This window comes from Mycobacterium bourgelatii (assembly GCF_010723575.1).
GTDB classification, from domain to species: Bacteria; Actinomycetota; Actinomycetes; order Mycobacteriales; family Mycobacteriaceae; genus Mycobacterium; species Mycobacterium bourgelatii.
The window spans coordinates 3,955,990-3,981,973 of record NZ_BLKZ01000001.1; the positions used below are offsets into that span (position 1 = coordinate 3,955,990).

Sequence of the window (25,984 nt, forward strand, 5' to 3'; positions counted from 1 at the left end):
CGTCAGATTCCCACCCAGTTCTGCAGGAAGGCCGCGACCACCCGGGCCGCGTTTTCCGCGGCGAGCTGCTTGTAGAAGAAGAACTGAAAGGGGAAGCCCGGCAAGCGAAGCGGGTCGTTTGGCCCGTCGGACATGCCGCGGATAGCCAGGAACGGCGTGCCGTGCGCATCGGCGACCACCTGCGCCGTCGCGCTCTCCTGGTCGACGGCATCGAACGCCGGATTCTCCAGGGGGAAGGGTCTCAGGTTTCCGATTAACCCCTTGAACAACCAGGCCGGGGTGTCCTTGAAGAAGTTGCCCGTATAGAGCAGTGAGCGATCGGGGGCGCTGCATGGTTGGCAGCCGAAGACGTCGCCGGCGTTGGGGACACAGGGAAACGCCGTGCCGTTGTTGTTGTCGCTACTGGAGCCGTCACCACCGACGAACAACTGCGGTACCCGGCCCAAGTCGTTGAGCCGCACGACGGGCACGTTCTTGCACAAACACATCGGATTGCCAAGGGTATTCACGCTGGACAACGTGACCGCGAGCGACTGGGCTGCGGCGAGCATGCCCGGATCGACCGGGCGAAACGTGGCGCCGTCGTCCAACGTCCATCGGGCGGGAACGGCCACGTCGCCCAGGCTGACGCGACCCGCTCCGCCCGCGACACCCGAAAAGATCACGGCGCCAACGGCGATCCCGGACGGGCAGGTGAACCGGTCAAAGGCGGTCTGCGTCGCGGTCGTTGCATTCACCAGCCCGATGCCGGTCATCGCGACGATGACCTTCTTGCCGCCGAGCGTGCCGAGGTAGAAGTGCCTGCGATTGGCGACAACGACTGGGTTGGGGTCAAGCGTGGTGTGGGACAAGACCGCATCGGCCTCGGCGGGAAAGGCGGTCAGCACCAGTGTGCGCAGTTCGCAGGCGCTCACGGCAAGGCTGTCTCCTGGATCGGCCTCCGAATCCGCAGCGGCGACACTGACGCCCACGCAGCACCCGGCTGCCACACCGACGAGCGCGCGGAGAGACTTGTGCACGATTCCCCCTGCGTCGGCGGACATTCGACGGCCATCTGCAGAATTGTCGCGCGACACGGCGAAGCCGCCGAGAATCGTTATCGTTCCTTTTGTTTAGCGATGTCCGGGCGTTACAGCCGCTCGGTAGCGACGCCGCCGATGACCCGCGTGTTGATCATCAACGGCAATCGCGGGCCACCCTAAGCTCACCGGGGTGACGAGACAGCGGGGGCGCAGCGCGCTCAGAAAGACTTTGGCCGTTATCGCGCTGGCACTCACCGTCGGCGGGTGCACATCCTCGACCCCGTCCGGCCCGGCCGCATCCGCACCGTCGGGCGCTCCGGCGCCGAGCAATGCCGTGGCGGGCATCAAGGTGCCCGATGCGTTCACGCCGCTGACCGTCGCGCCGATCAGCCAGCCGACGTTCCCGTTCCCGGGCACCGACAACAAGTACCACCTGGCCTTCGACGTACAGCTCACCAACTCCACCGCCGCACCCGCCACCCTCTCCGCCGTCGATGTCGTCGACGCCGGCGACCCGAACAAGGTGCTGGCATCGTTCGGCGGAGTCCAACTGGTCGATCCCGCCTGCAACTACGGAAACTGCAACCGGCTACGCCAACTCACCCAAGAACCGTCGACCGATGCGGACATCGCGCCACAGACGTCGCGGACACTGCTCATCGACTTCGCGCTGGACAAGCCCGAACAGTTTCCGAAAGCGGTGATGCTGCGCCTGCACGGCACCGGCGCGGCGCATCCGGGAGCCAAGGATGCGGGGCCGTTCGTCACGCTGGGCTACCCGTTCGACATCTCGGCCGGCAAGCCAAGACAGATCGCTCCCCCGCTGCGGGGCAACAACTGGGTCGCCTTCAACGGTTGTTGCGATCCGGGCTGGGGACACCGCGACGCCATCCTCCCGGTCAACATGAAGCTCAACAACAGCCAGCGCTTTGCGATCGACTGGATGCGCACCGACGATCAGGGCAACTTCTACACCGGCGACCGGACCAAGAACGAAAGCTATGTCAGCTTTGGGCAGCCCGTGCATGCGGTTGCCGACGGCACCGTCGTCGAGATCCTGGACGATCTGGAAGCCAATGTCCCCGGCATCCTGCCGGCGTCGGATCCCGTCCTGGCCGCCAAGCTGACCGTGGAGAACGTCGACGGCAACCACATCATCCTGGATCTCGGTGATGGCGTGTACGCGATGTACGCCCACCTCGACAAGGGCTCGCTGTTGGTCAAGAAAGGCGACAAGGTCACGAAAGGTCAGCAGATCGCCAAGCTGGGCAACACCGGCAATTCCAACGCACCGCACCTGCACTTCCAGCTGATGAACGGCCCGTCGCTGCTCGAAGCCGACGGACTGCCCTACGTCATCGAGGGCTTCAGCTACCAGGGTCAGGTCAGCACCGAGGCCGTCTGGAACTCCGACAACTATCTCAGCGGCGCGTTCCTCGGCGCCGAGCAACTGCCCCTACCGCAACTGCGCCAGGACCAATTACCGTTGCTGCTGGCTACCGTAACCTTCGCTCTGGGATAAGGCTTGCACCGTGGACATTTTCGAGGAATGGCAAAGCGGCGGAACGGAATTGAGTTGGAAGTCGACGACGGCCGCCAACGAGGGCAAGGACGTCACCGTGTTCACCCGGCGCTACGGCACCGAAGGCGCGCCCGCCCTGGTGCTGGTGCACGGCTTCCCGACGTCAAGCATCGACTTCTTCGCCTTGGCGCGTGAACTGGAGTCCGAGTTCGACATCTACACGTTGGACTTCCCCGGGTATGGGTTGTCCGACAAGCCGCCGGAGCCACACGTGTATTCGCTCTACGACGACGCGCAGCTATTGGTGCACATGATCACCTCCGTGTGGGGGCTGACCGAGTACCGGATGCTGACCCATGATCGCGGCAGCAGCATCGGCATGATCGCGCTCGGGCTGTTGGCCGACGCCGAACAACCGCTGCCGGTCGATCACATCATCACCAACGGCAACGTCTACCTTCCGCTGTCCAATCTGACCGCCTTTCAGACCGCGCTGCTCGACCCGAAGACGGGACGGCGCGCGGCCGCGGAAGTGACGCCGGAGTTGCTGGCCGCCGGCCTCGGGCAAACCTGCTTCATGCCGCGTCGGGTATTGGAAGACCCTGAGCTGACCGCCCTGGCGAAATGCTTTGCGCACGACGACGGAATGCGCGTCCTGCCCGACACCATTCAATACCTGCGCGAGCGCGCAGCCGATGAAAAGAGTTGGCTCGAAAAGCTTTCCGCGCTGCCCATGAACGTCACCCTGATCTGGGGGCTGCATGACTCGGTTTCCCCGCTACGCGTGGCCAACCATGTCTGGCAGGCGTATCTGCGGGAAATGCCTGGCCGCAGCCGTTATTGGGTGGTGCCGACGGCCGATCACTATGTGCAGAACGACGCACCCGCGGAACTTGCCCAGATCATCCGGATCACGGCGCAGGGTGACGACATCACGCTGCAGTTGCAGACCCTCGGGGACCGCCCAGACGGTGCGGTACTGGTGGATCAGCTGGATAAGTCCTGACAGCTGAGGACTGGGTTCGGAAAGCCAGTCACATCCGCCCCAATCACCACATCAGTCTCTCCGCCAGCAGGCAGGCTTCCTGCCCGGCTTGTAGCGACAAACACTCTGCCACAACACTTGTCGCTACAAGCCGGGCAGAGATCCACCTTCCCGACGGAGAGGCCAAAGTGACGGATGTGACATAGGAAGCGTACGCCGCAGGTGTCGGCGCATCTGCCCCAATCACCACATCAGTCTCTCCGCCAGCCGGCAGGCTTCCTGCCCGGCTTTGTAGCGACAAACACTCTGCCACAACGCTTGTCGCTACAAGCCGGGCACAGATCCACCTTCCTGGCGGAGAGACCAAAGTGACGGATGTGACTAAGCCGGCAGCGCACGCCGCGCGGCCGACGCGCCAGCCCCACCCCTACCCCGTGATGACCGGCAACTTCGCCCACCCGCGCACGCTACTGGTGTGCGCCATCTGTGCACCGGAGTAATCCACTTCCCAATCCGGCCAACGCTTGAGCACTTCTTCCAACGCCACCCGGGCCTGCATGCGTGCCAGCGCCGACCCCAGGCAGAAGTGCAGTCCATGCCCAAAGCTGAGATGGGGGGCGCCGCGATGGATGTCGAACGCCTCGCCGTTGGGGTACCTGCGCTCGTCCCGATTCGCGGAACCGTTGAGCAGCAACATGACCGATCCCTCGGGAATGGTCACCCCATAATGCTCGACATCGTGCGCGACATACCGCGCTTGCACGGGCGAGGGCGCCTGGTAGCGCAGCACCTCCTCGATGGCCATCGGAATCAGCGATGGGTTGGCCACCAGTTCTCGGCGCTGGTCGGGGTGCTCGCCCAACAGTTGACCGATGAACCCGATCAGGCGCGTCGTCGTCTCGTTACCCGCCCCGGCGATCATGGTCGTGTACATCAACACTTCGGTCCGTGTCAGCCGCCGCAGCACCCCGCCGTCTTCTATCTCGGCGTTGATCAGCTGCGTCATCAGATCATCGGAGGGATGCTCCATCCGCCAATCGATGTAGTCGGAGAAGACCTGATAGCTCTTCTCGAACAGGTCGTCCGAGACGGCCGTGAACGTACCCTCCTTGAGGCTGATCGCCCGCCCCCCACGATCGCGGATGGCGGCCTGCGAATCCTCGGGTATGCCCAGCAGATAACCGATCGTGCGCATCGGGACCATCGCGCCCAGATTCTCGATGAAGTCGAACCTGCCCGTGCCGACCAACGGATCCAGCGCACGCACACAGAAGTCACGCGTCAGCGGCTCGATCGCCTCCATCCGCCGCGGCGTGAAAACCCTTGACAGCAAACGCCGGTGCAGATCGTGCAGCGGCGGGTCCTCGAAAAGTATGACGCCCGGCGGAATATCGACGCCGCTCATGATGATGTCCATGGTGGTGCCGCGACCGGACCGGTAGGTGTTCCAATTCGTCAGCTCGGGCGCGACATCGTCATACCGGCTCAACGCGTAGAAGTTGTACTTCTCGTTGTAGTACAGCGGCGCTTCATCGCGCATCCGCTTCCAGATCGGGTACGGGTCGTCGTCGATCTCGAAATCGAATGGATCGTAGTAGATCTCGGTCGTGCCGGCGCCGGTCATGCTGTCTCCACGCGCGTTAGACGGGCAGCTTCGGGCAATACAACCTCGCCCACTCGCTTGAGATACGGCCACGCAATCTCCGGCGGCAGTCCACCGCACAACGGCGACAAGTGCAGCACTTGGCCGGCGCGAACTCGTGAAATCGCTTCCGGGACAGAGTAGATCACGTGTGATCCTCCCACTTCGCGCAATTCGTCGACGGTGTCCACATGGGAAAAGCCCGCAGACACTTCGTTGCCAGGGTTCCACGCCGCGTAGGTCCGCACGTCGTGGAGCAGATGCTCGCCGATTTCCGCCCAGGCCTGGTCGACATCGTCTGCGACAAAAATCACCGAGGGCGCGTCCCGGTCGGGCAGGATCGTCCCGCCGATCGGGTGTCCGTGCTTGCGGCACGCCGCCTCGTAGGCCTCCTGCATGCCAGGAACATTGGCGTTGGCCAACAGGCTCAGCCCGTACCGACCGGCGCGGCGCGCCGCCGCCACGCTGCCGCCGCCCCACGTCAACGCCGGCCCGCCGGCCGTCAGCGGCTTGGGCGTCACGTTGATCCGCCGCCCGTCCTGCACCACTTCCTCCCCGGCAAGCAACCGCCGCAGCAGGGAAAGTTTCTCGTCGGCAAGGGGCCCGCGTTCGCCGAGCGAAACGCCGAACATTTCATACTCTTCCGGCCGGTAACCCAGCGCCAGAATGTAGGAAGCCCGTCCGCCGCTGATGATGTCGAGGATCGCTATATCTTCGGCCAGTCGCACCGGGTCGTAGAACGGCAGAACCAGGATCAGACTCAGCGCCATGCGTCGGGTGCGCGCGGCGATCGACGACGCCAACATCAGCGGCGCGGGCAGGTAGCCGTCTTCGGACCCATGGTGTTCGCACAACACGGCGGCCAGTCCGCCGTGATCCTCGGACCATGCGCACATCTCGATCGCCGCGCCATACAGCGCCTCTGGTTTGGCGCCGAATGCCGGGGCCCGCATGTCGAAGCGCAGCATGTACACGGCGACTCCTAGCCGACCTAATATTTGTCTCAGTACGCTACGTGGGACCCGCGAGCGCGGTCAACCGCCACGCCCGCGGAGGGTTGGCAACTTACATCTGGTCCGGATACTGTAACGTCGGCGAACGAATGGCCAGGGAAAAGGGGAACGATGACAACGGCGTCAGACTTGTTGGGTTACGAGGGAAAACGCGTTCTGGTGGTCGGTGGCGCGACCGGGATGGGTGCCGCCACGGCGCAGATCGCAAAGTCCCTGGGAGCGCACGTCACCGTGGCGGACTACGCCTCGGTCGACTATGAGGTCGACCGGGTGATCCAGGTCGACCTGAGCGACCAGGATTCGATCGACCGCGCGGTCGACGAACTCGACGGGCCGGTCGACTCGCTGTTCTCGGCGGCGGGCGTCGCCGACGGGCCGAAACTGATGCGGGTCAACTTCATTGGGCACCGTCACCTGATCGACCGATTGTTCGCAAAGGACTTGATCAACAAGGGCGCAGCCATCTGCTTCATCTCGTCGGTGGCCGGCATGGGCTGGGAGAACAACCTCGAACTGGTGCTGGACTTCCTGGCCACGCCCGACTACAAGGCGGCCAACGACTGGGTTGCCGAACGCGAAGCCCAGGGCTTCATCCACTACGGTTTCAGCAAGCAGGTGATTAACGCCTACGTCGCCTGGCAGGGTTACCACTTCCTGAAGAAGGGAGTCCGCATCAACGCGGTCTGCCCCGGCCCCACCGACACTCCCCTGGCGCGCGCGAACGCCGACCTGTGGCTGAGCTTCGCCCAGGACTTCCGCGACGACACGGGCAGTGCCGTGCTGACTCCCGAGGACATCGGCAAGGCGATGATCATGCTCAACAGCGCCGCCTCGGCCGCCATCAACGGCATCACCCTCAACGTTGACAACGGGCACGCCATGGCGTCGATCACCGGCTCGTGGGCGCCCGGCAAGGCGATCATGGACCTCATCACCGGTCGGGTCCAATTGGCTTAAGCGCCACGCTTATTCGAGTATCCGCACATCGGGCACGTTGACGGCCCCTACGGCGGCTGCTAGCTTCCGGATCAAATATTCGGTATCCATTCGTCACTGCAGCCGAAGGGGCCACGATGGCCAATCCCGAAGAAAAGACATATCGCGTAGTTGTCTGGTCGACGGGGGGCATCGGGTCCATCGCCATCCGCACCGCCCACCAGCGTCCGAACCTCGATCTCGTTGGGGTATGGGTGCACTCGCCGGAAAAGGACGGCAAGGACGCCGGCGAGTTGGCCAACGGCGAGCCGATCGGCCTGAAGGCAACCACTGACGCCGACGCGCTCATCGCCCTCAAGCCCGACTGCATCATCTACGCGGCCAGCGGGCCCGAACGCGACGCGCTGGCCATCCCGGACTACGTGCGGTTGCTCCAAGCCGGCATCAACGTCGTCACCACCAGCACCACCCGGCTGGTGAATCCGCATGCCTACCAACCGACCGAGTGGCGCGACCAACTGGTGACCGCCGCGAAGCAAGGTCAGGTCTCGCTGTACGCCTCAGGAATCGAACCCGGCTTCGCCGCCGACTATCTGCCCCTCGTGCTGTCCACCCAGTCGTCGTCCGTGGAAAAGATCCACGCCTACGAAATCGGTCTGTACGACGACTACGGGGTGCCCGACATCATGAGCGACGCCCTGGGCTTCGGTCGGCCACTCGACTACCAACCGTGGATCGGATTCCCCGGCGCCATCACCGGCGAATGGCAGGGCCAAATCCGGTTGGTGGCGGAGGCACTCGGTATTCCCGTCGACGAATTCCGCGAGACGTTCGATCGCGCGGTCACCGAGCGGACGCTCGAAGTCGCGATGGGCACGGTCGAGGCCGGGACGTGTGGCGCGATCCGCATGCAGGCGATCGGCGTCGCCGACGGCCGCGACGTCATCACCATCGAGCACGTCACCCGGCTCGCGCACGACGTCGCCCCCGACTGGCCACGCGGCATCGGCGACCTGTCCTACCGCATCCAGATCACCGGCGACCCCGACATCGACTGCACCTTGGCCGCCACGCTCAAAGATCCCCGCAAGGCCGGCGTCGGCCATATGACGTCGGGCGCGGGCGCGATGGTGGCCACGGCGATGCGCGTCGTCAACGCCATCCCCTACGTCGTCGCCGCCGAACCCGGCCTGCTGAGTGCCGTGGATCTCCCCCTCACCATCCCCCAACACGCGTACCTCCCCGCCCGATAACCCCCGCGAGCAGACACAAACTTGTACCAAACCCCAAGGATTTATACGAGTTTGCGTCTGCTCGCGGTAAAAAGGCGGGGTGCCAAATCCACTCGAGGAGCTGACGCTCGAGCAACTGCGCGCCCAGCGCACGAGCATGAAGTGGCGCAGGCACCCTGCCGACGTGCTGCCGCTCTGGGTGGCCGAGATGGACGTGCACCTCGCACCGACGGTCGCCGAAGCCCTTCATCGCGCCATCGACGACGGCGACACCGGATACCCGCACGGCAAGGTGTACGCGAAGGCGGTCCGCGAATTCGCTTCGCGGCGTTGGCATTGGGACGACATCGCCATCAGCCGGACGGCCGTCGTTCCCGACGTCATGCTCGGGATCGTCGAAGTGCTGCGGCTGGTCACCGAGCGCGGCGACACCGTCATCGTGAACAGCCCCGTATATGCCCCGTTCTACGCCTTCGTATCCCATGACGGCCGCCGCGTCGTCGAGGCGCCGCTCGGCGAGGACGGCCGACTCGACCTGGCAGCGCTCGAGGAGGCCTTCGCACAGGCCCGCACGTCGGCCGGCCGGTCAGGCAATGTCGCCTATCTGCTCTGCAACCCGCACAACCCGACGGGTGCGGTACACACCGCCGACGAGTTGCGCGGGGTCGCCGAGCGCGCCCGACACTTCGACGTCCGCCTGGTTTCCGACGAGATCCACGCCCCGCTGGTGCTGAGCGGCGCGCGTTTCACCCCGTATCTGACGGTGCCGGGCGGCGAGAACGCCTTCGCGCTGATATCGGCCTCCAAGGCGTGGAATCTCAGCGGCCTCAAGGCGGCGCTGGCCATCGCCGGGCCCGAGGCCGCCGACGACCTGCGCAGGATGCCCGAAGAAGTCGGCCACGGCCCCAGCCACCTCGGTATCATCGCGCACGCCGAAGCCTTCCGCAGCGGCGGCGACTGGCTCGACGCGCTGCTGCAGGGGCTGGACGCGAACCGAACCCTGCTGGCCGAGCTCACCGCGGAGCATCTGCCTGGAATTCACCTGCTCCGACCGCAGGGCACCTACCTGGCGTGGCTGGATTGCCGCGCGCTCGGCATCGAGGAAGCCAAGTCCGAGGGCCTGGCCGTGGTGTCCGATCTCGCCGGTCCGGCCCGCTGGTTCCTGGACCACGCCCGCGTGGCGCTCAGTTCCGGCCACGTGTTCGGCACCGGCGGCAGCGGGCACGTGCGGGTCAACTTCGCGACGTCACGAGCCATCCTCACCGAAGCCATCACCCGCATGGGCCGAGCCCTCAGAACATTCCTGTATTGACATGTCACTGTCGACATGACAATATCGACACGTCATAAACGGAACGTCGGTCACTCGAGGAGTTGAAAATGAACGACAGCACCCGCCCCCACGACGCGCCGGCGTCCCACACCACCGAGACGAACGCTCAGCCGGAACGCCGCAGCATCGGCGACACGATTGACAGCTTCCTCAAGTCGCCGTTTGCCGGCATTGCCCCTTGGGCGCTGATGGCGATCCTGTCCACGCCGGGCCGCTTCGAGATCGCCGTGATCTCCGCGCTGGGCTTTGCGCTGCTGGTGATGCTCATCGGCACCTTCCGCGGCATAAAGATTCACGGCCTGGAGATCTTCGGTGCGACGATTTTCGCCTCTCTGGCGCTGGTCGGCGCGTTAGCCGGCAGCGGCGTCACCACGTTCCTGGAGACCTGGGCCGGCGAGCTCACCAACTTCTCGCTCGCCATGTTCGCGTGGGTCACCCTGCTGATCCGCAAGCCGTTCACCATCTCCTACGCCAAGGACAGCACGCCGCGGGAGCACTGGGAGAGTCCTCTGTTCAAGCGGATCAACAGCGTCATCACCGCGGCCTGGGCCAGCGCCTTCACCTTCGCGGCGGCGGTCGGCTTCGTCGGCGACGCGATCCTGCACGACCCGGGCAACTTCTGGACCGGCTGGATCCTGCAGTTGGCGGCCATCTTCTGCGCAATCTCGTTCACCGAGTTCTACGCCGACTACGCCACCGCCAAGTTCGACCTGGCCAATGGCGAGCAGGCGGAGGTGCCCTCGCTGGTGAAGATCCTCGAGTGGCTGCCCGAGTTCGTCGTGGTGACCGGAATCGCGGGCTTGATCACCGGTGCCCTGGACTTCCTGGTCGGGGTCGGGCTGATCGTGGCCGGCAGCGTCGCGGCGAGCGCCATGGCGAAGTTGGCCAAGTAAGCACAAATTCGACGAGCCTCCCCGGTCACCTGACCGGGGAGGTTTCGTGTATTCACAACCCGAACTGGTCCTCGATGATGCCCAGCCAAATCTGCGCCGCGTCGATGGCGACCTTTTCGCTGATGAACGCGTGCTGGGTACCGGTGTACATGTCGCGGAATGCACGCTCGAGGCGACTGCCTTCGCGGATTGAGCTCGTCCCCGCCACCAGATGTGCCCATTCGGCACAACCGCGAGCCGTATCGGTCGCGTAGACGGCGGCCGCGCGCATATCGGCCCGCAGCGTCGGAGTCAGTTCCTCGCCAGCGGCGACGGCCGCCTCGGCGGTGGCGAACGCGTCATGCACGAGCAGGCGCGCGGCACGCCAGGCCGAGACATGGTGCGCGAGCCCCTTCTGGAACGTCGGCCGACTGGCCAACGACGCCATGTCGCTCATCCGATACTTCGTCGCCGCCAGTTCGGCGACATCGTCGAGCATGCTCTTGGCCACCCCGAGCGCCCACGACGCGTGACCGGCGGCGGTGACCGGCATCAGGCCCATTCGGGTGGCCGGCGAACTCCCCCGGCACGGCACGCGTTCAAACAATCCAAAGGTCCGGCTTTGCGGCACGAACACGTCTTGGGCGCTGTAGTCGTACGAGCCAGTTCCCTTGAGCCCCTGCACATACCAACCGTCGTTGAAGCTGATGTCCTCCCGCGGCACGATGGCTATCTGCATGTCGGGGATTCCCTCACCGACCCAACGCATTTCGCCGTTGTCCATGGGGAAGAATCCCGCCGCGACGTACTGCGAGTGGCCGATCCCGGAGCCGAAATTCCACGAGCCGCTCAGCCGGTATCCGCCGTCGACCGCGGTTCCCTGTCCGTTCGGGAAGAACTGGCCACCCATCGTCACGCGGTTGTTGTTGGCGGTGAACACCTCGGCGAAACCCTCGTCGGGCAAGTAGCTGGCGGCGGCGAACGACGACGGCAGGTTCCCGATGCCGACCCAGCCGAAAGAACCATCCTGCCAAGCTATTTCGATCCACGTCTCGATCATTTCGGCGAACGACGGCTCGACACCCCCGGCCTCGACGGGATTGAATGACGACATCAGGCCGCTGGCCCACATTTCGTTGACGATGGCGTCGGTGAGGGTGCGGATGCGCTCGGATTCAGCGGCCTCGGCACGCACCAGGTCGCGCATGCCGCGCGCCCGTTCGACGACCCCGCCACTGACTTCGGTTGTCGACGTCATGCGACGACCGTACGCCAGGAGTTTCGGCGTCGTAGTCAGCGGCTATCCCCGTAACGCAGCCATGGGTACCGAACGCCAAAATCCAGAACCTCGCCGGGTTGACGGCGCCGTCGCGGCGCTGTTGGAACCGGGCGGGCGGCTTGGCGACCGCTACGAACTGGGAGCGGTCATCGGTCGCGGTGGCATGGCCGAGGTGCGCGACGGGTGGGATCTGAAGCTGGGCCGCCCCGTGGCGATCAAGCTGCTGCATCCGTCGATCGACCGGCCGGAGAACCGACTGCGGTTCGAGACCGAGGCGCGAGCGGCCGCGGCGCTGAGCAGCACGCACATCGTGGTGGTCCACGACATCGGCGAACACCGCGGGGTGCCGTTCATCGTGATGGAACGGCTTCCTGGCGTGTCACTCGCCGACCACATCGCACGCGGTCCGCTGCCCCCACCGTTTGTGCACGGGGTTCTTGATTCCGTTCTCGCCGCCCTCACCGACGCGCACAGCGCGGGGATCCTGCACCGCGACGTCAAACCCGGCAACATCTTGTTCACCGCCGCGGGCCACGCCAAGCTGGCGGACTTCGGCATAGCCAAGACCACCGGCGGCGCGCACACCATGACCGGCCACGTCGTTGGCACCATGGCCTACCTGAGTCCCGACCGGTTGATCGGGAAGCCTGCCACGCCCGCCGACGACCTCTACGCCGTGGGAGTGGTCGGTTACGAGGCGTTGACCGGACGACGGCCGTTCCCCGAGGACTCACTGGCCGTGCTGTCGCACGCGATCCTGCACGAAACACCGCCGCCGATCACAGCGCGGCGCCCAGACGTGCACCCGGGGCTGGCAGCCGTGATTGCGCGGGCGATGACCCGAGAACCCGCGGAGCGCTTTGCGCAGGCCGGGGCGATGCGCGCGGCCTTGCACCGCCCCGATCCGGTGCGGCAACCACCCCGCACCCGGGTGATGGAGGCCCCGCCGGTTCCCGACGGGACCTATGACGGGACCTATTCGGGCGTCGACGCTGATGCCGAGCCGGAACAACCCTGGCGAAAACTGTGGATCGCCGCGGTCATCTCGTTGTTGATCCTGGCGATCATGTTGATGGCGTACAACCCGTTTGCGGCACAGTCCCCCTCACCCGCGACCACCAGCACGCCGTTGCCGCCTCCGACGACGATCGAGCCGCCACCAGCGGTTACCGAGACCACCACCGTTCAGGTTCCGCAACCGGGACCACCGCAAGGACCGCCGCAAAAGGGCCCAAAGAAGCCCAAGAAGCCCAAGGACTAGTCGGGCAATCCGAACAGCTCGACCACGCCGTGATCGCGGCCGGCGGTGTAGCCGCCGTCGACGGCAATGGCCTGACCGGTCACGAAGGATGCGTCGGGTGACACCAGGAAGGCCGCCACGGCGGCGATCTCTTCTGGGCGGCCGAAGCGTTGCAGGGCGTGCTCTTTGGTGACCAACGCCCTCGGACCCTCCATCCCCGCTATGCCGAAAACGCTTTCGGCCAACGGTGTTTCGATAAATCCCGGGCAGATCGCGTTGGCCCGGATGCCGCTGGGTCCGTAGTCGAGCGCGATGTTCTTGGTCAACAACACCACGCCGCCCTTGGCGGCGTTGTACGAGCTTCCGCCCGCGGTGCCCTCCAAACCCTCGACGCTGGCCAGCGTCACGATCGAACCGCGCTCGCCGTCAACCCGAGGCTGCTCGATCATCTTGGCCAGCGCGGCCTTGGCCACCAGGAACGTCGCGGTGAGGTTGACCCCGATCACCCGGTCCCATTCCGATCGCGGCAGGAGATGGACCGGCCCGCCACCGGCGACCCCCGCGGAGTGCACGACCCCGTCGAGGCGGCCCGGAACGGCCTCCATCACCGCCGCGACCGCGGCTTCGTCGGTGACGTCGGCCGTCACGAAACTGAAGCGCGGACCGAGGTCGGGCGGGGACGCGATGTCGGCGCCGATCACGGTCCCGCCCTCGTCCAACAGCCGTTGTGCGGTGGCCAATCCGATGCCCGACGCCGCGCCCGTCACCACGAAGGTGCGCGAAGAAGCGCGGTCGGTGCTCACGCCTCGAGCGCCTTGGCGCAGGCCGTCAGGATCGCGTTGAAGCTCGAGCTCAGCAGCGGCCGGGTAACCCGCTCCAGGACCTTGCCGCCCGCACGCCCGGGGTGGGTGTAGTTGGTCAGCCAGTCCACGTGCGTGCCGTCCCCCGCCGGCGTGAACGTCAGCGTGCCGCTCTCGTGCTGAAATGGCGGGAAGGAACTGACGATGAGATAGGAGTAGCTGTGCGGGCGGTCGTAGGCGGTGATCTCCTCGCGGAACCAGGCGCCGACTCCGAACACCTCGCGTACCGGTCTTATCGCACTTGTCTTTTCGGGTGACGGCGAGTCCTTGACCCATTTGGCTCTCAGAACCGCGGGCGCAGCGGTCAAACTGGCCGGATCCGCGAGCCAGTCGAAGACCTTTTCCACGGGTGCCGCAATGGTGCGCTCCAAATGAATCTCGACCATGTCCGTACGCTAGTGCACCACAGGAGACTCGAAGGAGTTGGCTCATGGATGTTCTGCGGACCCCGGACTCGCGGTTCGAAAACCTGGTCGGCTACCCGTTCGCACCACACTACGTCGACGTGACGGCGAGTGACACGCCGCCGTTGCGCATGCACTACGTCGAGGAAGGCCCCGCCGACGGGCGCCCAATCGTGTTGCTGCACGGCGAGCCAACGTGGAGTTACCTGTACCGGACGATGATCCCGCCGCTTGCTGACGGCGGATACCGCGTGCTCGCACCCGACCTGATCGGATTTGGCCGCTCCGACAAGCCAACTCGTGTCGAGGACTACACCTACCTGCGGCACGTCGAGTGGGTGACGTCCTGGTTCGAGCGACTCGACCTGACCGACGTCACGCTGGTCGTGCAGGACTGGGGATCGTTGATCGGCCTTCGCATCGCCGCCGAACAGGACCATCGGTTCGCACGATTGGTGGTCGCCAACGGGTTTCTGCCCACGGCAGAGCGTCCCACCCCGCCCGCCTTCCACATCTGGCGCGCCTTCGCCCGCTACTCCCCCATCTTCACCGCGGGTCGCATCGTGGCCGCCGGCACCGTCCACAAGGTTCCCGCCGAGGTACGGGCCGGTTACGACGCACCCTTCCCCGACAAGAGGTACCAAGCCGGCGCCCGCATCTTCCCGCAGTTGGTGCCGACCTCACCCGACAATCCGGCGGTGCCGGCCAACCGGGCCGCGTGGGATGCGTTGGGCCGCTGGGAGAAACCCGTCCTGGCCATCTTCGGCCGCCGGGACCCGATCCTGGGCAAGGCCGATCGTCCCCTGATTAACCACATTCCGGGGGCGGCGGGTCAGCCGCACGCGCGGATCAACGCCAGCCACTTCATCCAGGAGGACAGCGGCCCGGAGTTGGCCGAACGCATCCTCGCCTGGCAAACCTAAGCGGTCCTAGGCGGCACCAGCGGTCGCTTTCGCGAGCGCCAACAGCTCGGGATCGTGCGCGTTGACGATGAGCAGGTCAGGATCGCGGCGTTGGTGCAGCTCCGCGAGACGCGCCTGGTTGGCCCGTAACTGCTTGAGTTTGAAAGCGGTGAAGGACTCCTGAGTGCGTAATGCCCAGGGCGACTGCTTTTTCCCGTCAAGCGTGCCGCGGTGGTAGAAGGCATCGCCACAGTGCAGGATCCACCGGTTGCCGGCGTCGACCGCGATCGCGGCGTGTCCGCGAGTATGGCCTGGGATCGGCACCAGCACGATGCCGTCACCGATGGCGTCAAGGTGTTTGGCCGCGGCGAATCCGCGCCACTTCTCGCCCGTCGGCGCATGTTCGACAAGCTTGGGCCCGTGCGCCCACTGCACTTTGCGGTACCGGAGGCGCTCCCGGAACGAAGGGGCGTGCACGGCGCCGCGCGCCTCGTCGGCGGTGACGTGCACGGCGGCATCCGGGAAGTCGGCCAGACCCCCGATATGATCGAAGTCGAAGTGCGTCAACACAATATGGCGGACATCGGAGGCGCGAAACCCGAGTTGTTCGATCTGGCGTAGCGCGGTCTCACTAGGTGCGAACACCGGTTTGAGCAGATGCCGCAACGGGCCGATGCGGGTCGGGTCGCTGCAGTCTTGTGTGCCATATCCGCTGTCCACCAGCACGAGACCGTTATTCGTCTCGATAAGCAGGACGTGGCAAACGAATTGGGCGCCCAGCGCGTTCATGGTGCCGCAGTTGAGATGGTGAACCTTCATTGTTCGACTCCTATGGGTGTGGCCGTGAAGCGTCGTCGATCGATCGTTTGGACGGTGAAGCTGCGGCGTTCGAGCCGCTCTTGGAAGAATGCAGCGCTCACCTCGCTGCGGAGCCTGGCATCGGTCTCTTGGGAGAACACCCGAGCCTGCGGCAGCACGATGGCGGGATTGCCTTGCGCACTCGGCGTGAATCGGATGGTCTTCCCGTCGGCGGTGATGGTCGAATATTCGTATTCCAGTATCTGGTACCAACCGCGCGGCCCCTTGACCGTGATCGAGGTGTCCGGGTCGATCCGAAATGGGCTCCCCCGCTTGATGAAAGGAACAAGGTTGAACCAAACGAGGATCACGCCGGGAAATATCAGCGCGAACAGCGCGTAGGCGTGGGTATCTTCCAGGTGCGCGTCGTAAGACCATACGGTGACCATCTCCGCGGTCCAGCCGACCACAAAGTCGCCCATGTCGCTGAGCACGTCCCGGACGGTCGCGCGGCCGGTGGACACGTCGTAGATGATCGCCCCGGTTGCGGCGATGCCTCCCACTGTGAGGATCGCGCCCAGCAGCACCAGTCCCCAGCTCGTCCGCGACTCGAAAGGTCCGCGCACCTGCGACGGCTTCCCGATGTCCACCTTCGGGCCGCCGAGCGGCTTGGCCATACACCAGATGCTCACGCCGACCGCCACCGCAAGCGTCAGGAATTCCAGACCACCGAACGACGGACGATCGGAATGGGCGATCGCTACGCCGAGGAACGTCAGCCACGCCACCCACCGCAGTGCCCGCTGCCAGCCCGCAAGACGCCGCTCCACGGTCGTCCCGTCGTCGGTGTCACGCGACTCCACCCGGGGATCTTAACTTTCGTGCGCTAGCTTGCGAGCAGACGCGAACTCGTACGATCTCGGCCGGAACCATACAACTTTGCGTCTGCTCGGCCCCACTGAAAGACCACAGAGATGAGACCCGATGACCACGAGCAATGACGCCGCCCACAAGACCGCCGTTCGGATGGGGGCGGCGCTGACCGGTATGGGCGTGCTGCATTTCGCTGCACCCAAACCGTTCGACGAGATCATCCCGGTCGAGCTGCCCGGCACGCCGCGGTTCTACACCTACGCGTCGGGGGTCGGCGAGCTCGCGGTCGGCGCTGCGCTACTGAACCCGAGCACCCGCAAGCTCGGCGCGCTGGCGGCCGTCGCATTGTTCATCGGTGTGTTCCCGGGCAACCTCAACATGGTGCGACTGTGGTGGGACAAACCCTGGTACCTGCGAGTTATTGCGCTGGCGCGGTTGCCATTACAGATTCCGATGGTCACGACCGCACTGAAGGTCTACCGCAACGTCTAAGCGCCGTGCAGCGGCGATCCGATGCGGTGCAGGGTGCCGTCCGGGTCGACGTAGGCGAACTCGCGTAACCCGTACGGGGTGTCCTGCGGCGGCGTCAACCGGCCCCCTAGACCGTCGAGTGCCCGCCATTGCGCGTGCAGCGCGTCGGCGTCGTTGACGTAGAAGTACACGCCGGAAGCCGTGGTGAGCGGATCGTGCTCGGCCCACTCGGTGAGGTGCAGCTGCACCGACCCGCGGTCGACAAATCCGTAGCGCTCGGGACCTTCGTAGGCACGCGCCTCGAATCCGAGCCGCCGGTAGCGGTGTAGTGCGACGTCCAGATTCTTGACCGGGATGATCGGCGAAACCGAGCTGAAGGTGATTTCGGGCACGCCTGCAGTCTGTCAGCTGGGGGTTCGCTGTGGCATTCTGCGTTGGTGACCACTACGCCGGTGGGTCCGCCATCGGGGATCGTGACGTTTCTGTTCACCGATGTGGAGGGTTCCACCCGTCGGTGGGAAGCCGATGCCGATGGCATGCGGGCCGAGCTGGTCGCCCACGATCTGGTGCTGCGCGGAGCGATCGAGGCCCACGGCGGCTGGGTGTTCAAGCACACCGGCGACGGAGTGTGCGCCGCGTTCGCCTCGCCGCGCTGCGCGGTCGACGCGGCGATCACCGCACAGTTGGCCCTCGACCTGCCGGTGCGGATGGGATTGGCGACGGGCGAAGCGGAGCTGCGCGACGCGGACTACTTCGGTGCGGCGCTCAACCGCGCCGCGCGCGTGATGGCCGCCGGGCATGGTGGGCAGATCCTGCTGGCCGATTCGACGGCTGGCTTGCTGAGCGGGGTCGACCTGCGGGACCTAGGCCCGCGCCGGCTGCGGGACATACCGACGCCGGTGGGGTTGTTCCAGGTTCGGGCGCCAGGGCTGCGCACCGACTTTCCCGCGATACGGGCTTTGGATTCCAACCCGGGAAATCTGCGTCCCGCGCTGACCAGTTTCGTCGGGCGTGAGGCCGTGGTGGACCTGGTGCGTTCGGCGTTGAAGGCCCATCGGCTGGTGACGCTGACCGGCGTCGGCGGGGTCGGCAAGACCCGGCTGGCGCTGGAGGTCGCGGCATCGCTGTCGGACGAATTCCCGGACGGGGTGTGGCTTTTCGAGCTGGCCACAGTGACCGATCCGGGCGCCGTACCCGACGCCGTGGCCGCGGTGCTGGGGATTACCCAGCAGCCCGGTAGGAGCGTGACCGACAGCGTGGCCTTCGCCCTGGAGGGCAGGGTTCGGCTGTTGGTGTTCGACAACTGCGAGCATGTGCGCGACGCCGCGGCCGACCTTGTCGAAGCGATTCTCGCGCGATCGGCGAGCGTCCGGATCCTGGCCACCAGCCGGGAGCGGTTGGAAGTCTCCGACGAGCAACTATGGTCGGTCCCCGCACTGGACGTTGATGACGGGATCGGCTCCGCAGCCGCGAACTTGTTCGTTCAACGCGCGCAGAGTGTTTCGGCGGGTTTTTCGGTAACCGATCCCGCAGACGCCGCCGCAGTGGTGGAGATCTGCCGGCGGCTCGACGGGATTCCGCTGGCGATCGAACTGGCCGCATCCCGCATGTCGTCGATGACGCCGATCGAGGTGCGCGATCGACTCGACCACCGCTTCCGGTTGCTGGTCGGGTCCCGGCGCGGGTTGGGACGTCACCAGACCCTGCGGCACGCGGTGGCGTGGTCCTACGACCACCTCACCGACACGGAAAAATCACTGCTGGAACGCTGTTCGGTGTTCACCGGAGGCTTCGACCTGCAAAAGCGCCTGCGCGGTATCAGGATTAGCCGACGACGACTATGTCGTCCTGGACCTGCTGGACGCGCTGGTGGGTAAGTCGCTGCTCGTGGTCGAGCGGCGGTCCGGACGCACGAGATATTCGATGCTGGAAACCATTCGGGAATTTGCCGAGGAGCAGCTGGTGCGTCGCGGGGTGGGGCCCGAGGTTCGCGATGCCCATGCCCGTCACTTCGCCCAGCGAATCATCGACATCTTGAACGTCTGGGACAGCCCAGAGCAGCGCGAAGCCTATCGGTGGTTCACTACGGAGTTGGCCAACCTGCGCACCGCCTTTCGGTGTGCCGCCGACCACGCCGATCTCGACGTCGCCACCGCAATCGCCACTTACGCAGCCTTTCTCGGCTATTCGATCGATAAGTTCGAACCGATTTCCTGGGCCGAAGAACTCCTGGAGCCGGCACGAGCGGCCGGTCATCGGAGACTGACATTCCTGTATGTCATGGCTTCAATGTGCTATTCGGCCGGACGGCTAGAGCAGGCGGTCAAGTATGCCGAGATAGCCGAAGGATTGATCAACGAGGGCGGCGAACTCCCCTACGGTCTCCACGCCTGGCCTAGCGCCCCATTCACCGTAAGCGGCATGAGGCGCGGAATCACGTTGTCGCGCGAGCAGTTAGCTCGGGGGTTGGACAGCCACACGATCAGCCGGGGATGCCTGGTCATGGCACTGTCCATCGAGGGCCCTGACGAAGAAGCGATGGCACTGTGCGACGGACTCATCGAGGCCGCAGAAGCGGCCCGCAATCCCATGGCGTTGTGCTTCGCTTTATTGGCGGAAGGCTTCGCCTTCCGTGATACCGACCCTGCCCGCGCCCTGACGGCGATGCGGCGTGGGCTGGCGATAGCAAAGGACACCGGCAACCAAAGCGCAGTCTCGCACTCGGCCGCCGTGCTGTGCCGCGTCGAATGCCAGCACGGTGACCCGTTGGCCGCGCTCGACTACTTCTCAATCGCGATCCAAAATCACAACGAGGCGGGCAGCACCGCGATGATCAGCACACCTTTGGCGATCCTGGCCGCGTTCCTGGACCGAATGGGACGGTACGAGGCCGCCGCCACCATCGCGGGTTGGGCGTTCAGCCCTGTCACCTCAACGTCCTTCCCCACTCTCAACACCGCGATCGCACACTTGCGGGAGGTGCTGGGTGACGATGCCTATGAACGCTGCGCCGCTGATGGTGCGGCCATGAACATGGCCGCCATGGCGAACTACGCCTTCGACCAGATCGACCAGGCACGAACGGAATTGGCAGCGGCTCGATAATTGGCATGGGCTCGCGGAGCCCTTATCGCGACAACTTCGCCGACGCCGCAATGGGTTCGAAGCCCAGCTCGGTGGCCCTGGCATGCAACTGCGCCATCCAATCATCGTGACTGGCCTTGTCCCCGCGGGCCGCGGCTAGCAGGCCGCGGAGGCTCCGCGCGCGTGGCCTGCCGCACTCGCTGCAGAATTTCGCGGTTGCGGTCAGTGGACTCCCGCAGGAGGCGCACAAGTCACCCACGACCGTTATCGTGCCACGCCCGTACGGACTTGATAAGAATCCCGTTACAGACCTATCGGGGTGAGCATGGCATCGCCGAGCGCACCATAAGGGGTCCCCGACACCGTGCACAGTGAGTTATCGACTGCGATAGCCGTGACCACTAGCGAATCGGCGCCGCTGACATCCACATCGATACGTTCGGTGTCCGTCCGGCGAATGGTGAAATCCTTCACTACTTTGCCGTTGACAGCGATGGTGGCCTGCACCGCAAGTCCGGCGGGGGTGTGCGGCTGCAGTCCCGCAACCGCCGTCAACCGCGCAAACATGCCTCCCAAGCGGTACGTCGTCGTCGCCGGTTTGCCCGAGCAGCCAACCCACATTCCGGTCGAATTCCGGTAATCGGTACCCGCCAGTGTGGCGTTGATCGGTTTGCCGTTCGGCCCGTCGGAGCTCTGCGCTTCGAATTGCTCATAAAGCGGTACGCCGGTTGGACCCGTCCGGGTCAATGTCGTCGTCGAGGTGACTGTGACCCGCGCGGGGGCGGAGCGCCGTTGAGTTATCGCGCATCCGCCCACCATCGAAATAGCCATGACCACGATAAGTATCCGAGCACCCAGACGACGAATCACTTGTCAAATTTATCGCGTTGGCAGAGCGGCGCCAAACCACATGCGTCACAAGAATTTCCGGTTTGCTTTGTGCCCGGCTTGTAGCGACAACGCTTGTCGCTCAGAGCTGGGCACAAAGCCACCCGCTCGGATCTTGTGACTGATGTGACGGATGAGATCGCCGACCTGAGCCCGAACCACCCATGACCCGCACCCCAAGGATCCTTCAAGAATCCTTCAAGCGCTCGGAGACAGCCTGTGGACTGGCAACAACTAAGTAACGGTGCCAATCCAAATCCATCACGACGATCCAACTTTCACCGGTGGCTCAATTCCACCGATCCACACCTTTGGTCGTCGAAAGGGGGACACACCATGACCGATATTGCGCACAAGCTGCCGACGACCACACGAGACGAACTGGCCGCGTTGAGCCCGCTACTCGACGCGCTGGCCGAGGTCGCGGTCGCGGGCGAGGTTCCGGGTCCCGACCTGCTGGCCAGCACCAGAGCCGCCTGGCAACAGCTGTTCTCGCTGGCGATCGACCCCAAGGACGGTGAGCCGTACTCGCGGTCCATTCTGCGGGCCAACGATCGGGTCGAGATCATGCTTGCCCGCTGGCGTCCCGGACACAGCTGCGCCCCGCACGACCACGGCGGTGCCAGCGGCTTCGTCATCGCGGTCGACGGGAAGTTCCATGAACGCCGATTCCACTGGGAGAACACGCAACTGGTCGTCTCCGAGCACACCATGCGGCACGAAGGTGAACCCATTCCGATCTCGCGCGAGGACATCCACGACATGGCGGCCGAAACGGCCGGTTTGACTCTGCACTTCTACAGCCCACCACCGGCCGGCATGCGAGTTTTCGACCTCGAGCGAGCCGAAGTGCTTGAACTCGTGGGCAACTACGGCGCCTGGATCCCCGAAGGGGAGCATGCCCGGATTCCCTTCGCCAAAATCGCGCCCAAGACGAAGCCCGAAACCCAAGGCAAACCCGTGATCTGGGTGGGTCACACCACTCACTATCGCGGCGGTTCGGCCGAATTCGCGGTGGCGGCAGCCACTATGGGCCGCGATCTCGCCGCCCAGCACCCCGACGCCGAGGTGATCGTCGCCGGCGTGCATCGCAAGGCCGACTTCGAGGCCGAGCTCGGCCGGCTCGCGCGCTCGGGTCGAGCGATCAGCCAACTGCACCTGATCAGCCACTCGGGCATGTACGGCCCCATGTTCGGTTGCACGGACTGGCCCGAGCAGTTCTCGCCGCACGAGTGGCGCGCTATGACGATTCCGTTCGCTGCCGACGGGCGCGCCTACTTCCACGCCTGCCGCACGGCGCGCTGGTTTGCGCCCTTCTTCACCGAGGTATTCGGGGTACCCGCGTTCGGCAATTACAACTACACGACCGTGTCGACTCGCAAAGACCGGTTTGCGTGGGCGGGTCGCCGCCCGACAACCCGTCCGAACCTGTACATGATCGCCACCCCCGGCAAGAAGTCTCATGGCCTGGCCGGCAGCGTCCGCAAGTACCTGGGCTGCGCCGCCGAACCGATGGTGGAAAGTCGGCCAGCCGCAACCCAACCGGAACGCTCCTACGACCGGGTGGCCGAACTTTACGACCGCGCATACTCCGACATCCGCGTCCGCGAAGCCGAATGGCGGTGGCTGGCCGGTCGGGTGGCCGAGTTGCGTGCCGACCTCGGCCGGCCACTGCGTGTGCTGGAAATCGGTTGTGGCAATGGGGCTTTACTCCGCGCACTGGACGACCACGGCCACCTCGAGTTCGCCGTCGGCATGGACAGCTCCGCCGGCATGCTCGCCCGGGCGCGCGGACACAGCCAAGACCGGGTGCGCCTGCGCTTCGTCAAGGTCAACGGCCCGCTGCTGGACGTACCCGACGATCACGTCGATGTGGTCATCTCGTTCCTATCCTTCCGCTACCTGGATTGGGATCCGGTCATGGCCGAAATTCGGCGAGTCCTCGCCCCTGGCGGCAGGTTGTGGGTGGTCGACATGGTGCAGCAACCGGCGCGACTTCGCGAACTTCCCGTGCTTACCAGCTCGGCGGTCGCGCACCTGCGGACGCGACGGGCCAGGCCCGCTTTCGTCCGCGATCTGGCGGCCCTGACTCGGCACCCAGAATGGTCGAATATGCTGCAGCACAACCCGATCCGGGCCGAGCATGAATACCGCTGGTACTTCGCCAGCCGCTTCCCCGGCACAGACCTGCAGACATTGACGGCGACCATGTCGGCGCGGGTAGTGGCGTTTGATTCAGGACCAATGGCCAAGGGGCAGACCGCCCCACTCTCCTACCCGTGATGCCCATGCACGCGAATTCCTGCCTGGGCATTGTCGACTGGGGCATCGGCGGCTTGGGCTTGGTCAAGAACTTGGACAGGTTGGCTCCCGGACTTCCGATCTTGTACTGGTCGGACGCCGGGGCCACCCCGTACGGCCGGATGACCGCCGACGAGCTGACCGATCGATTGATGACGGTCGTCAGCGCCCTCACCGAGCGTGGGGCCACCGAGGTGGTACTGGCGTGCAACGCGGCCAGCACCGTCGTCGAACGGTTGGGCGCCGCCCCAATTCCGGTCGAGGGGATCATCACCCACGGGTTGGCCTCCGTCTCAGAAGACCTCGCGTCGATCGGTGTGGTGGGCGGGCACCGCACCATCGACGCGGGCCACTACCGGCGCGGGCTCGCCAGACCTGGCCGAAGGGTGCTGTCCCGGGTGGCTCAACCCCTATCCGCGCACATCGAGGCCGGCCGCACCGGCTCGCCGCGGTTCTTCGCCGACCTGGCAGCGATCCTCGCCCCGCTGCACGACGTGGAAGCGCTGGTGCTGGCCTGCACGCACTACCCTGCCGCGAGCGCTTGGTTCGCGGCGGCGCTGCCGAGCGCCATTTTGATCGACCCGGCCGAACGGATGGCGGCCGCCATTGCCGAGCGGCATCCTGAGGCCCGCGCGACGGGCCGGCAGCGGTTAGCCGAGCGCAAGTTCTTCACCACCGGCGATGTCGAAGCGATGCGGCGCGGGGCTTTCCACGCCTGGGGCACCGTGTTACCAGCCCATGCGGACCAGGTGCTCCGCGAGCGCCGGGTTGGTCGACCGCGCCTGACCGCATAGGGACATCAGATTGCTTTGCGCCACACCTCGAGCGCCTGTGCCGCCGACGAAGCGAGCGGCTGGGAAGTGTCAATTCGGAACGCCTGGTCCCACCCGCTCGGCCGAGCCGCCAACGCCGCGGCGATCTCGGGAGTCGCGTCGGAGTTGCCCGCCGGCCGAGTCACTATCCTGTCGGCGGTCATCTCGATCCCCGCCGCACACCTGATTTCGACCGGCTGAGAATGTGTTTCGGCAGCGATACGCCGCGCTTCTGCACGCCAGTGCGGGTGTCGCCAGGTGCCGTCGAGGATCACTGAGCGGCCGTGGTCCAAACACACGCGAGCCCGGCGCAGCACGATCTCGTAGACCGTCGCGACATTGTCGGGACTGTACAGTCCCGAGTCCAGCACACCTGGATCGCCGCTGATGACGCCCGACTCCAGCAATTCCCGACGTACGTCGTCGGTCGAAATAACATGCGCTCCAACCTGTTCAGCAAGTGCACGCGCCACGGTCGACTTGCCGGTGCCCGGATTCCCCCCGACCAACGCCAACCGCACGGCGCCGTCCTGCAAGTGCTCGGTCGCGAGGCTGAGATGCCGCACCGCGTCCGCCGCCGCGGCCGACGCACCCTGCGTCACCCGCACACACTCGACCTTCGCCCGCACCACAGCGCGATAGGCGATGTAGAAGTGCCACAACGACGGGGTCGACTCGTCCCCCGAGTGCGCAATGTAGCGCTCCATGAAGTAGTCACCAAGATCCTTGCGGCCCAGGAACTCCAGATCCATCGCGAGGAACGCGGCGTCATCGATCCGATCGACGTAACGCAGTTGGTCGTCGAACTCCATGCAGTCCAACAAGGCCGGTTCGCCGTCAACGACAAAAATGTCGTCCGCGAGCAGGTCACCGTGACCGTCGACGACGCACCCCTCTTCTATCCGGTGCGCGAACAGATGCGCACGACCCGAAATGTATTCGGTCGCAAGACGCTCAATCCGGTCTACCGATTCCTCGGTGACCCCCGGGATCGTTCCCGCGTACTGATGAAGTTCCCACAGGTTGTCTCGCCAACGTTTACCGACTGTGCCGGCCTCGCCCTGAGCGTCGATTGACTCGCCGCGCAAGGCATGCCGGTGAAAATCGGCCAGCACTTCGGCAACGCGGTCCAGCGCCCCCTGGACGTTCTCCCCGCGGTTGACCATGGACGCCAGGCGGTCCTCGTCGCGATAGCGGCGCATCACAACGATCGGCTCCGCGGGACCTCCGGTCGGGTCGGTGAGTTCGGCGACGCCAAGATAACTGTCGGGTGACAACCGGCTGTTCAACTCGACTTCGCGTCGGCACGCCCGCTCGCGCTGGGCCGCAGTGCGGAAGTCAACGAAGTCCGTGAGCACAGGCTTTTTCACCTTGTACGCTCGGTCGCCGGCGAACACCACCATCGCCGTGTGGGTTTCCCGCGCATCGAAGTAGGGCACGGCGGCCGTCGCCGTTGACACGCCAGGCGTGTCGGCGGTCATCGTCACCTCCATGGTCTCCATCCTGGCCGGGGCG

At 65.3% G+C, this 25,984-nt stretch carries 23 protein-coding genes and 1 pseudogene; 12 read left to right on the forward strand and 12 right to left on the reverse strand.

Features of this window, described 5'->3' with window-relative positions; translation table 11 throughout:
* Positions 1 to 2: 2 nt before the first annotated feature.
* Positions 3 to 1,019 carry a 5'-methylthioadenosine/S-adenosylhomocysteine nucleosidase gene (locus G6N68_RS17115; RefSeq protein ID WP_205351361.1) on the reverse strand — a complete coding sequence of 339 codons (1,017 nt, stop codon included), beginning with the start codon at positions 1,017 to 1,019 and terminating at the stop codon, positions 3 to 5.
* Between the two features lie 193 nt (positions 1,020 to 1,212).
* On the opposite strand from G6N68_RS17115, the gene G6N68_RS17120 reads away from it, so the two are divergent.
* Complete coding sequence (locus tag G6N68_RS17120; RefSeq protein WP_163714625.1) at positions 1,213 to 2,544, forward strand: M23 family metallopeptidase; 1,332 nt, start codon at positions 1,213 to 1,215, stop codon at positions 2,542 to 2,544.
* 10 nt (positions 2,545 to 2,554) lie between these two features.
* Positions 2,555 to 3,550 (forward strand): alpha/beta fold hydrolase, encoded by a 996-nt coding sequence (locus G6N68_RS17125; RefSeq protein ID WP_163714628.1) that lies wholly within the window; start codon positions 2,555 to 2,557, stop codon positions 3,548 to 3,550.
* Between the two features lie 406 nt (positions 3,551 to 3,956).
* Here G6N68_RS17125 and G6N68_RS17130 read toward each other — a convergent pair whose 3' ends face one another.
* Entirely contained in the window at positions 3,957 to 5,153 is a 1,197-nt protein-coding gene (locus tag G6N68_RS17130; RefSeq protein ID WP_163714630.1) for a cytochrome P450, read from the reverse strand.
* A complete protein-coding gene (locus G6N68_RS17135) occupies positions 5,150 to 6,145 on the reverse strand; it encodes an LLM class flavin-dependent oxidoreductase (RefSeq protein ID WP_163714636.1) in 996 nt (331 codons plus the stop codon). Before G6N68_RS17135 ends, G6N68_RS17130 begins: the two co-directional genes overlap by 4 nt.
* Positions 6,146 to 6,295: 150 nt before the next feature.
* Here G6N68_RS17135 and G6N68_RS17140 point away from each other — a divergent pair, with 150 nt between their 5' ends.
* From G6N68_RS17140 to G6N68_RS17155, 4 genes are all read left to right on the forward strand, one after another.
* A complete protein-coding gene (locus G6N68_RS17140; protein WP_163714639.1) occupies positions 6,296 to 7,141 on the forward strand; it encodes an SDR family oxidoreductase in 846 nt (281 codons plus the stop codon).
* Between the two features lie 116 nt (positions 7,142 to 7,257).
* Positions 7,258 to 8,373, forward strand: a complete 1,116-nt coding sequence (locus G6N68_RS17145) for an NAD(P)H-dependent amine dehydrogenase family protein (RefSeq protein WP_163714642.1) — start codon at positions 7,258 to 7,260, stop codon at positions 8,371 to 8,373.
* Between the two features lie 136 nt (positions 8,374 to 8,509).
* Positions 8,510 to 9,664 carry a MalY/PatB family protein gene (locus tag G6N68_RS17150; RefSeq protein ID WP_163718726.1) on the forward strand — a complete coding sequence of 385 codons (1,155 nt, stop codon included), beginning with the start codon at positions 8,510 to 8,512 and terminating at the stop codon, positions 9,662 to 9,664.
* A gap of 68 nt (positions 9,665 to 9,732) precedes the next feature.
* Complete coding sequence (locus tag G6N68_RS17155) at positions 9,733 to 10,578, forward strand: DUF3159 domain-containing protein (RefSeq protein ID WP_276068581.1); 846 nt, start codon at positions 9,733 to 9,735, stop codon at positions 10,576 to 10,578.
* 52 nt (positions 10,579 to 10,630) lie between these two features.
* Here the strand turns inward: G6N68_RS17155 and G6N68_RS17160 are convergent, their stop codons facing one another.
* The gene (locus G6N68_RS17160; RefSeq protein ID WP_163714645.1) at positions 10,631 to 11,815 is read right to left on the reverse strand and encodes an acyl-CoA dehydrogenase family protein; all 1,185 of its coding nucleotides are present in this window, start codon (positions 11,813 to 11,815) and stop codon (positions 10,631 to 10,633) included.
* Here G6N68_RS17160 and G6N68_RS17165 point away from each other — a divergent pair.
* On the forward strand, positions 11,814 to 13,097 hold the full coding sequence (locus tag G6N68_RS17165) for a serine/threonine-protein kinase (RefSeq protein WP_240355512.1): 1,284 nt from the start codon (positions 11,814 to 11,816) through the stop codon (positions 13,095 to 13,097). The genes G6N68_RS17160 and G6N68_RS17165 overlap by 2 nt on opposite strands.
* Here the strand turns inward: G6N68_RS17165 and G6N68_RS17170 are convergent.
* Positions 13,094 to 13,879, reverse strand: a complete 786-nt coding sequence (locus G6N68_RS17170) for an SDR family NAD(P)-dependent oxidoreductase (protein WP_163714648.1) — start codon at positions 13,877 to 13,879, stop codon at positions 13,094 to 13,096. The two genes, G6N68_RS17165 and G6N68_RS17170, sit on opposite strands and share 4 nt — an antisense overlap.
* Positions 13,876 to 14,322, reverse strand: a complete 447-nt coding sequence (locus G6N68_RS17175) for an SRPBCC family protein (RefSeq protein WP_163714651.1) — start codon at positions 14,320 to 14,322, stop codon at positions 13,876 to 13,878. The genes G6N68_RS17170 and G6N68_RS17175 overlap by 4 nt, the downstream gene beginning before the upstream one ends.
* A 44-nt stretch (positions 14,323 to 14,366) precedes the next feature.
* Between G6N68_RS17175 and G6N68_RS17180 the strand changes: the two genes are divergently transcribed.
* Entirely contained in the window at positions 14,367 to 15,263 is an 897-nt protein-coding gene (locus G6N68_RS17180; RefSeq protein ID WP_163714654.1) for a haloalkane dehalogenase, read from the forward strand.
* A 6-nt stretch (positions 15,264 to 15,269) separates the two neighbouring features.
* Here the strand turns inward: G6N68_RS17180 and G6N68_RS17185 are convergent, their stop codons facing one another.
* Together G6N68_RS17185 and G6N68_RS17190 are read right to left on the reverse strand one after the other, a co-directional pair.
* Positions 15,270 to 16,061, reverse strand: coding sequence for an MBL fold metallo-hydrolase (locus G6N68_RS17185; protein WP_163714656.1), 792 nt, complete (start codon positions 16,059 to 16,061; stop codon positions 15,270 to 15,272).
* Positions 16,058 to 16,903: a hypothetical protein gene (locus G6N68_RS17190; RefSeq protein WP_163714660.1), complete on the reverse strand. Its 846-nt coding sequence runs from the start codon at positions 16,901 to 16,903 to the stop codon at positions 16,058 to 16,060. Before G6N68_RS17190 ends, G6N68_RS17185 begins: the two co-directional genes overlap by 4 nt.
* Positions 16,904 to 17,024: 121 nt before the next feature.
* On the opposite strand from G6N68_RS17190, the gene G6N68_RS17195 reads away from it, so the two are divergent.
* Positions 17,025 to 17,405 carry a DoxX family protein gene (locus G6N68_RS17195; RefSeq protein WP_163714662.1) on the forward strand — a complete coding sequence of 127 codons (381 nt, stop codon included), beginning with the start codon at positions 17,025 to 17,027 and terminating at the stop codon, positions 17,403 to 17,405.
* Here G6N68_RS17195 and G6N68_RS17200 read toward each other — a convergent pair.
* Positions 17,402 to 17,767, reverse strand: coding sequence for a bleomycin resistance protein (locus G6N68_RS17200; RefSeq protein ID WP_163718732.1), 366 nt, complete (start codon positions 17,765 to 17,767; stop codon positions 17,402 to 17,404). The two genes, G6N68_RS17195 and G6N68_RS17200, sit on opposite strands and share 4 nt — an antisense overlap.
* 90 nt (positions 17,768 to 17,857) lie before the next feature.
* On the opposite strand from G6N68_RS17200, the pseudogene G6N68_RS32345 reads away from it, so the two are divergent.
* A pseudogene (locus G6N68_RS32345) lies at positions 17,858 to 20,489 on the forward strand (ATP-binding protein).
* 22 nt (positions 20,490 to 20,511) lie between these two features.
* Here the strand turns inward: G6N68_RS32345 and G6N68_RS32125 are convergent.
* Together G6N68_RS32125 and G6N68_RS17215 are read right to left on the reverse strand one after the other, a co-directional pair.
* Positions 20,512 to 20,838, reverse strand: a complete 327-nt coding sequence (locus G6N68_RS32125; RefSeq protein ID WP_371871607.1) for a zinc-ribbon domain-containing protein — start codon at positions 20,836 to 20,838, stop codon at positions 20,512 to 20,514.
* Positions 20,772 to 21,338 (reverse strand): NPCBM/NEW2 domain-containing protein, encoded by a 567-nt coding sequence (locus G6N68_RS17215; protein WP_163714669.1) that lies wholly within the window; start codon positions 21,336 to 21,338, stop codon positions 20,772 to 20,774. The genes G6N68_RS32125 and G6N68_RS17215 overlap by 67 nt, the downstream gene beginning before the upstream one ends.
* A 354-nt stretch (positions 21,339 to 21,692) precedes the next feature.
* On the opposite strand from G6N68_RS17215, the gene G6N68_RS17220 reads away from it, so the two are divergent.
* Together G6N68_RS17220 and G6N68_RS17225 are read left to right on the forward strand one after the other, a co-directional pair.
* A complete protein-coding gene (locus G6N68_RS17220; RefSeq protein WP_163714672.1) occupies positions 21,693 to 23,639 on the forward strand; it encodes a methyltransferase domain-containing protein in 1,947 nt (648 codons plus the stop codon).
* Positions 23,640 to 23,644: 5 nt separating this feature from the next.
* Positions 23,645 to 24,451, forward strand: coding sequence for a glutamate racemase (locus tag G6N68_RS17225; RefSeq protein WP_205351362.1), 807 nt, complete (start codon positions 23,645 to 23,647; stop codon positions 24,449 to 24,451).
* A 5-nt stretch (positions 24,452 to 24,456) separates the two neighbouring features.
* On the opposite strand, the gene G6N68_RS17230 is transcribed toward G6N68_RS17225, so the two are convergent.
* Positions 24,457 to 25,950, reverse strand: a complete 1,494-nt coding sequence (locus G6N68_RS17230; protein WP_240355513.1) for a bifunctional aminoglycoside phosphotransferase/ATP-binding protein — start codon at positions 25,948 to 25,950, stop codon at positions 24,457 to 24,459.
* Positions 25,951 to 25,984: the final 34 nt, after the last annotated feature.

Bases quoted from the DNA above. Each gene is read 5' to 3' on its own strand.
- G6N68_RS17195 (WP_163714662.1), top strand. From the start codon at position 17,025: ATGACCACGAGCAATGACGCCGCCCACAAGACCGCCGTTCGGATGGGG.
- G6N68_RS17150 (WP_163718726.1), top strand. From the start codon at position 8,510: ATGAAGTGGCGCAGGCACCCTGCCGACGTGCTGCCGCTCTGGGTGGCC.
- G6N68_RS17155 (WP_276068581.1), top strand. From the start codon at position 9,733: ATGAACGACAGCACCCGCCCCCACGACGCGCCGGCGTCCCACACCACC.
- G6N68_RS17145 (WP_163714642.1), top strand. From the start codon at position 7,258: ATGGCCAATCCCGAAGAAAAGACATATCGCGTAGTTGTCTGGTCGACG.
- G6N68_RS17175 (WP_163714651.1), bottom strand. From the start codon at position 14,322: ATGGTCGAGATTCATTTGGAGCGCACCATTGCGGCACCCGTGGAAAAG.
- G6N68_RS17180 (WP_163714654.1), top strand. From the start codon at position 14,367: ATGGATGTTCTGCGGACCCCGGACTCGCGGTTCGAAAACCTGGTCGGC.
- G6N68_RS17130 (WP_163714630.1), bottom strand. From the start codon at position 5,153: ATGACCGGCGCCGGCACGACCGAGATCTACTACGATCCATTCGATTTC.
- G6N68_RS17225 (WP_205351362.1), top strand. From the start codon at position 23,645: ATGCACGCGAATTCCTGCCTGGGCATTGTCGACTGGGGCATCGGCGGC.
- G6N68_RS17140 (WP_163714639.1), top strand. From the start codon at position 6,296: ATGACAACGGCGTCAGACTTGTTGGGTTACGAGGGAAAACGCGTTCTG.
- G6N68_RS17230 (WP_240355513.1), bottom strand. From the start codon at position 25,950: ATGACCGCCGACACGCCTGGCGTGTCAACGGCGACGGCCGCCGTGCCC.
- G6N68_RS17165 (WP_240355512.1), top strand. From the start codon at position 11,814: ATGCGACGACCGTACGCCAGGAGTTTCGGCGTCGTAGTCAGCGGCTAT.
- G6N68_RS17160 (WP_163714645.1), bottom strand. From the start codon at position 11,815: ATGACGTCGACAACCGAAGTCAGTGGCGGGGTCGTCGAACGGGCGCGC.
- G6N68_RS17220 (WP_163714672.1), top strand. From the start codon at position 21,693: ATGACCGATATTGCGCACAAGCTGCCGACGACCACACGAGACGAACTG.
- G6N68_RS17185 (WP_163714656.1), bottom strand. From the start codon at position 16,061: ATGAAGGTTCACCATCTCAACTGCGGCACCATGAACGCGCTGGGCGCC.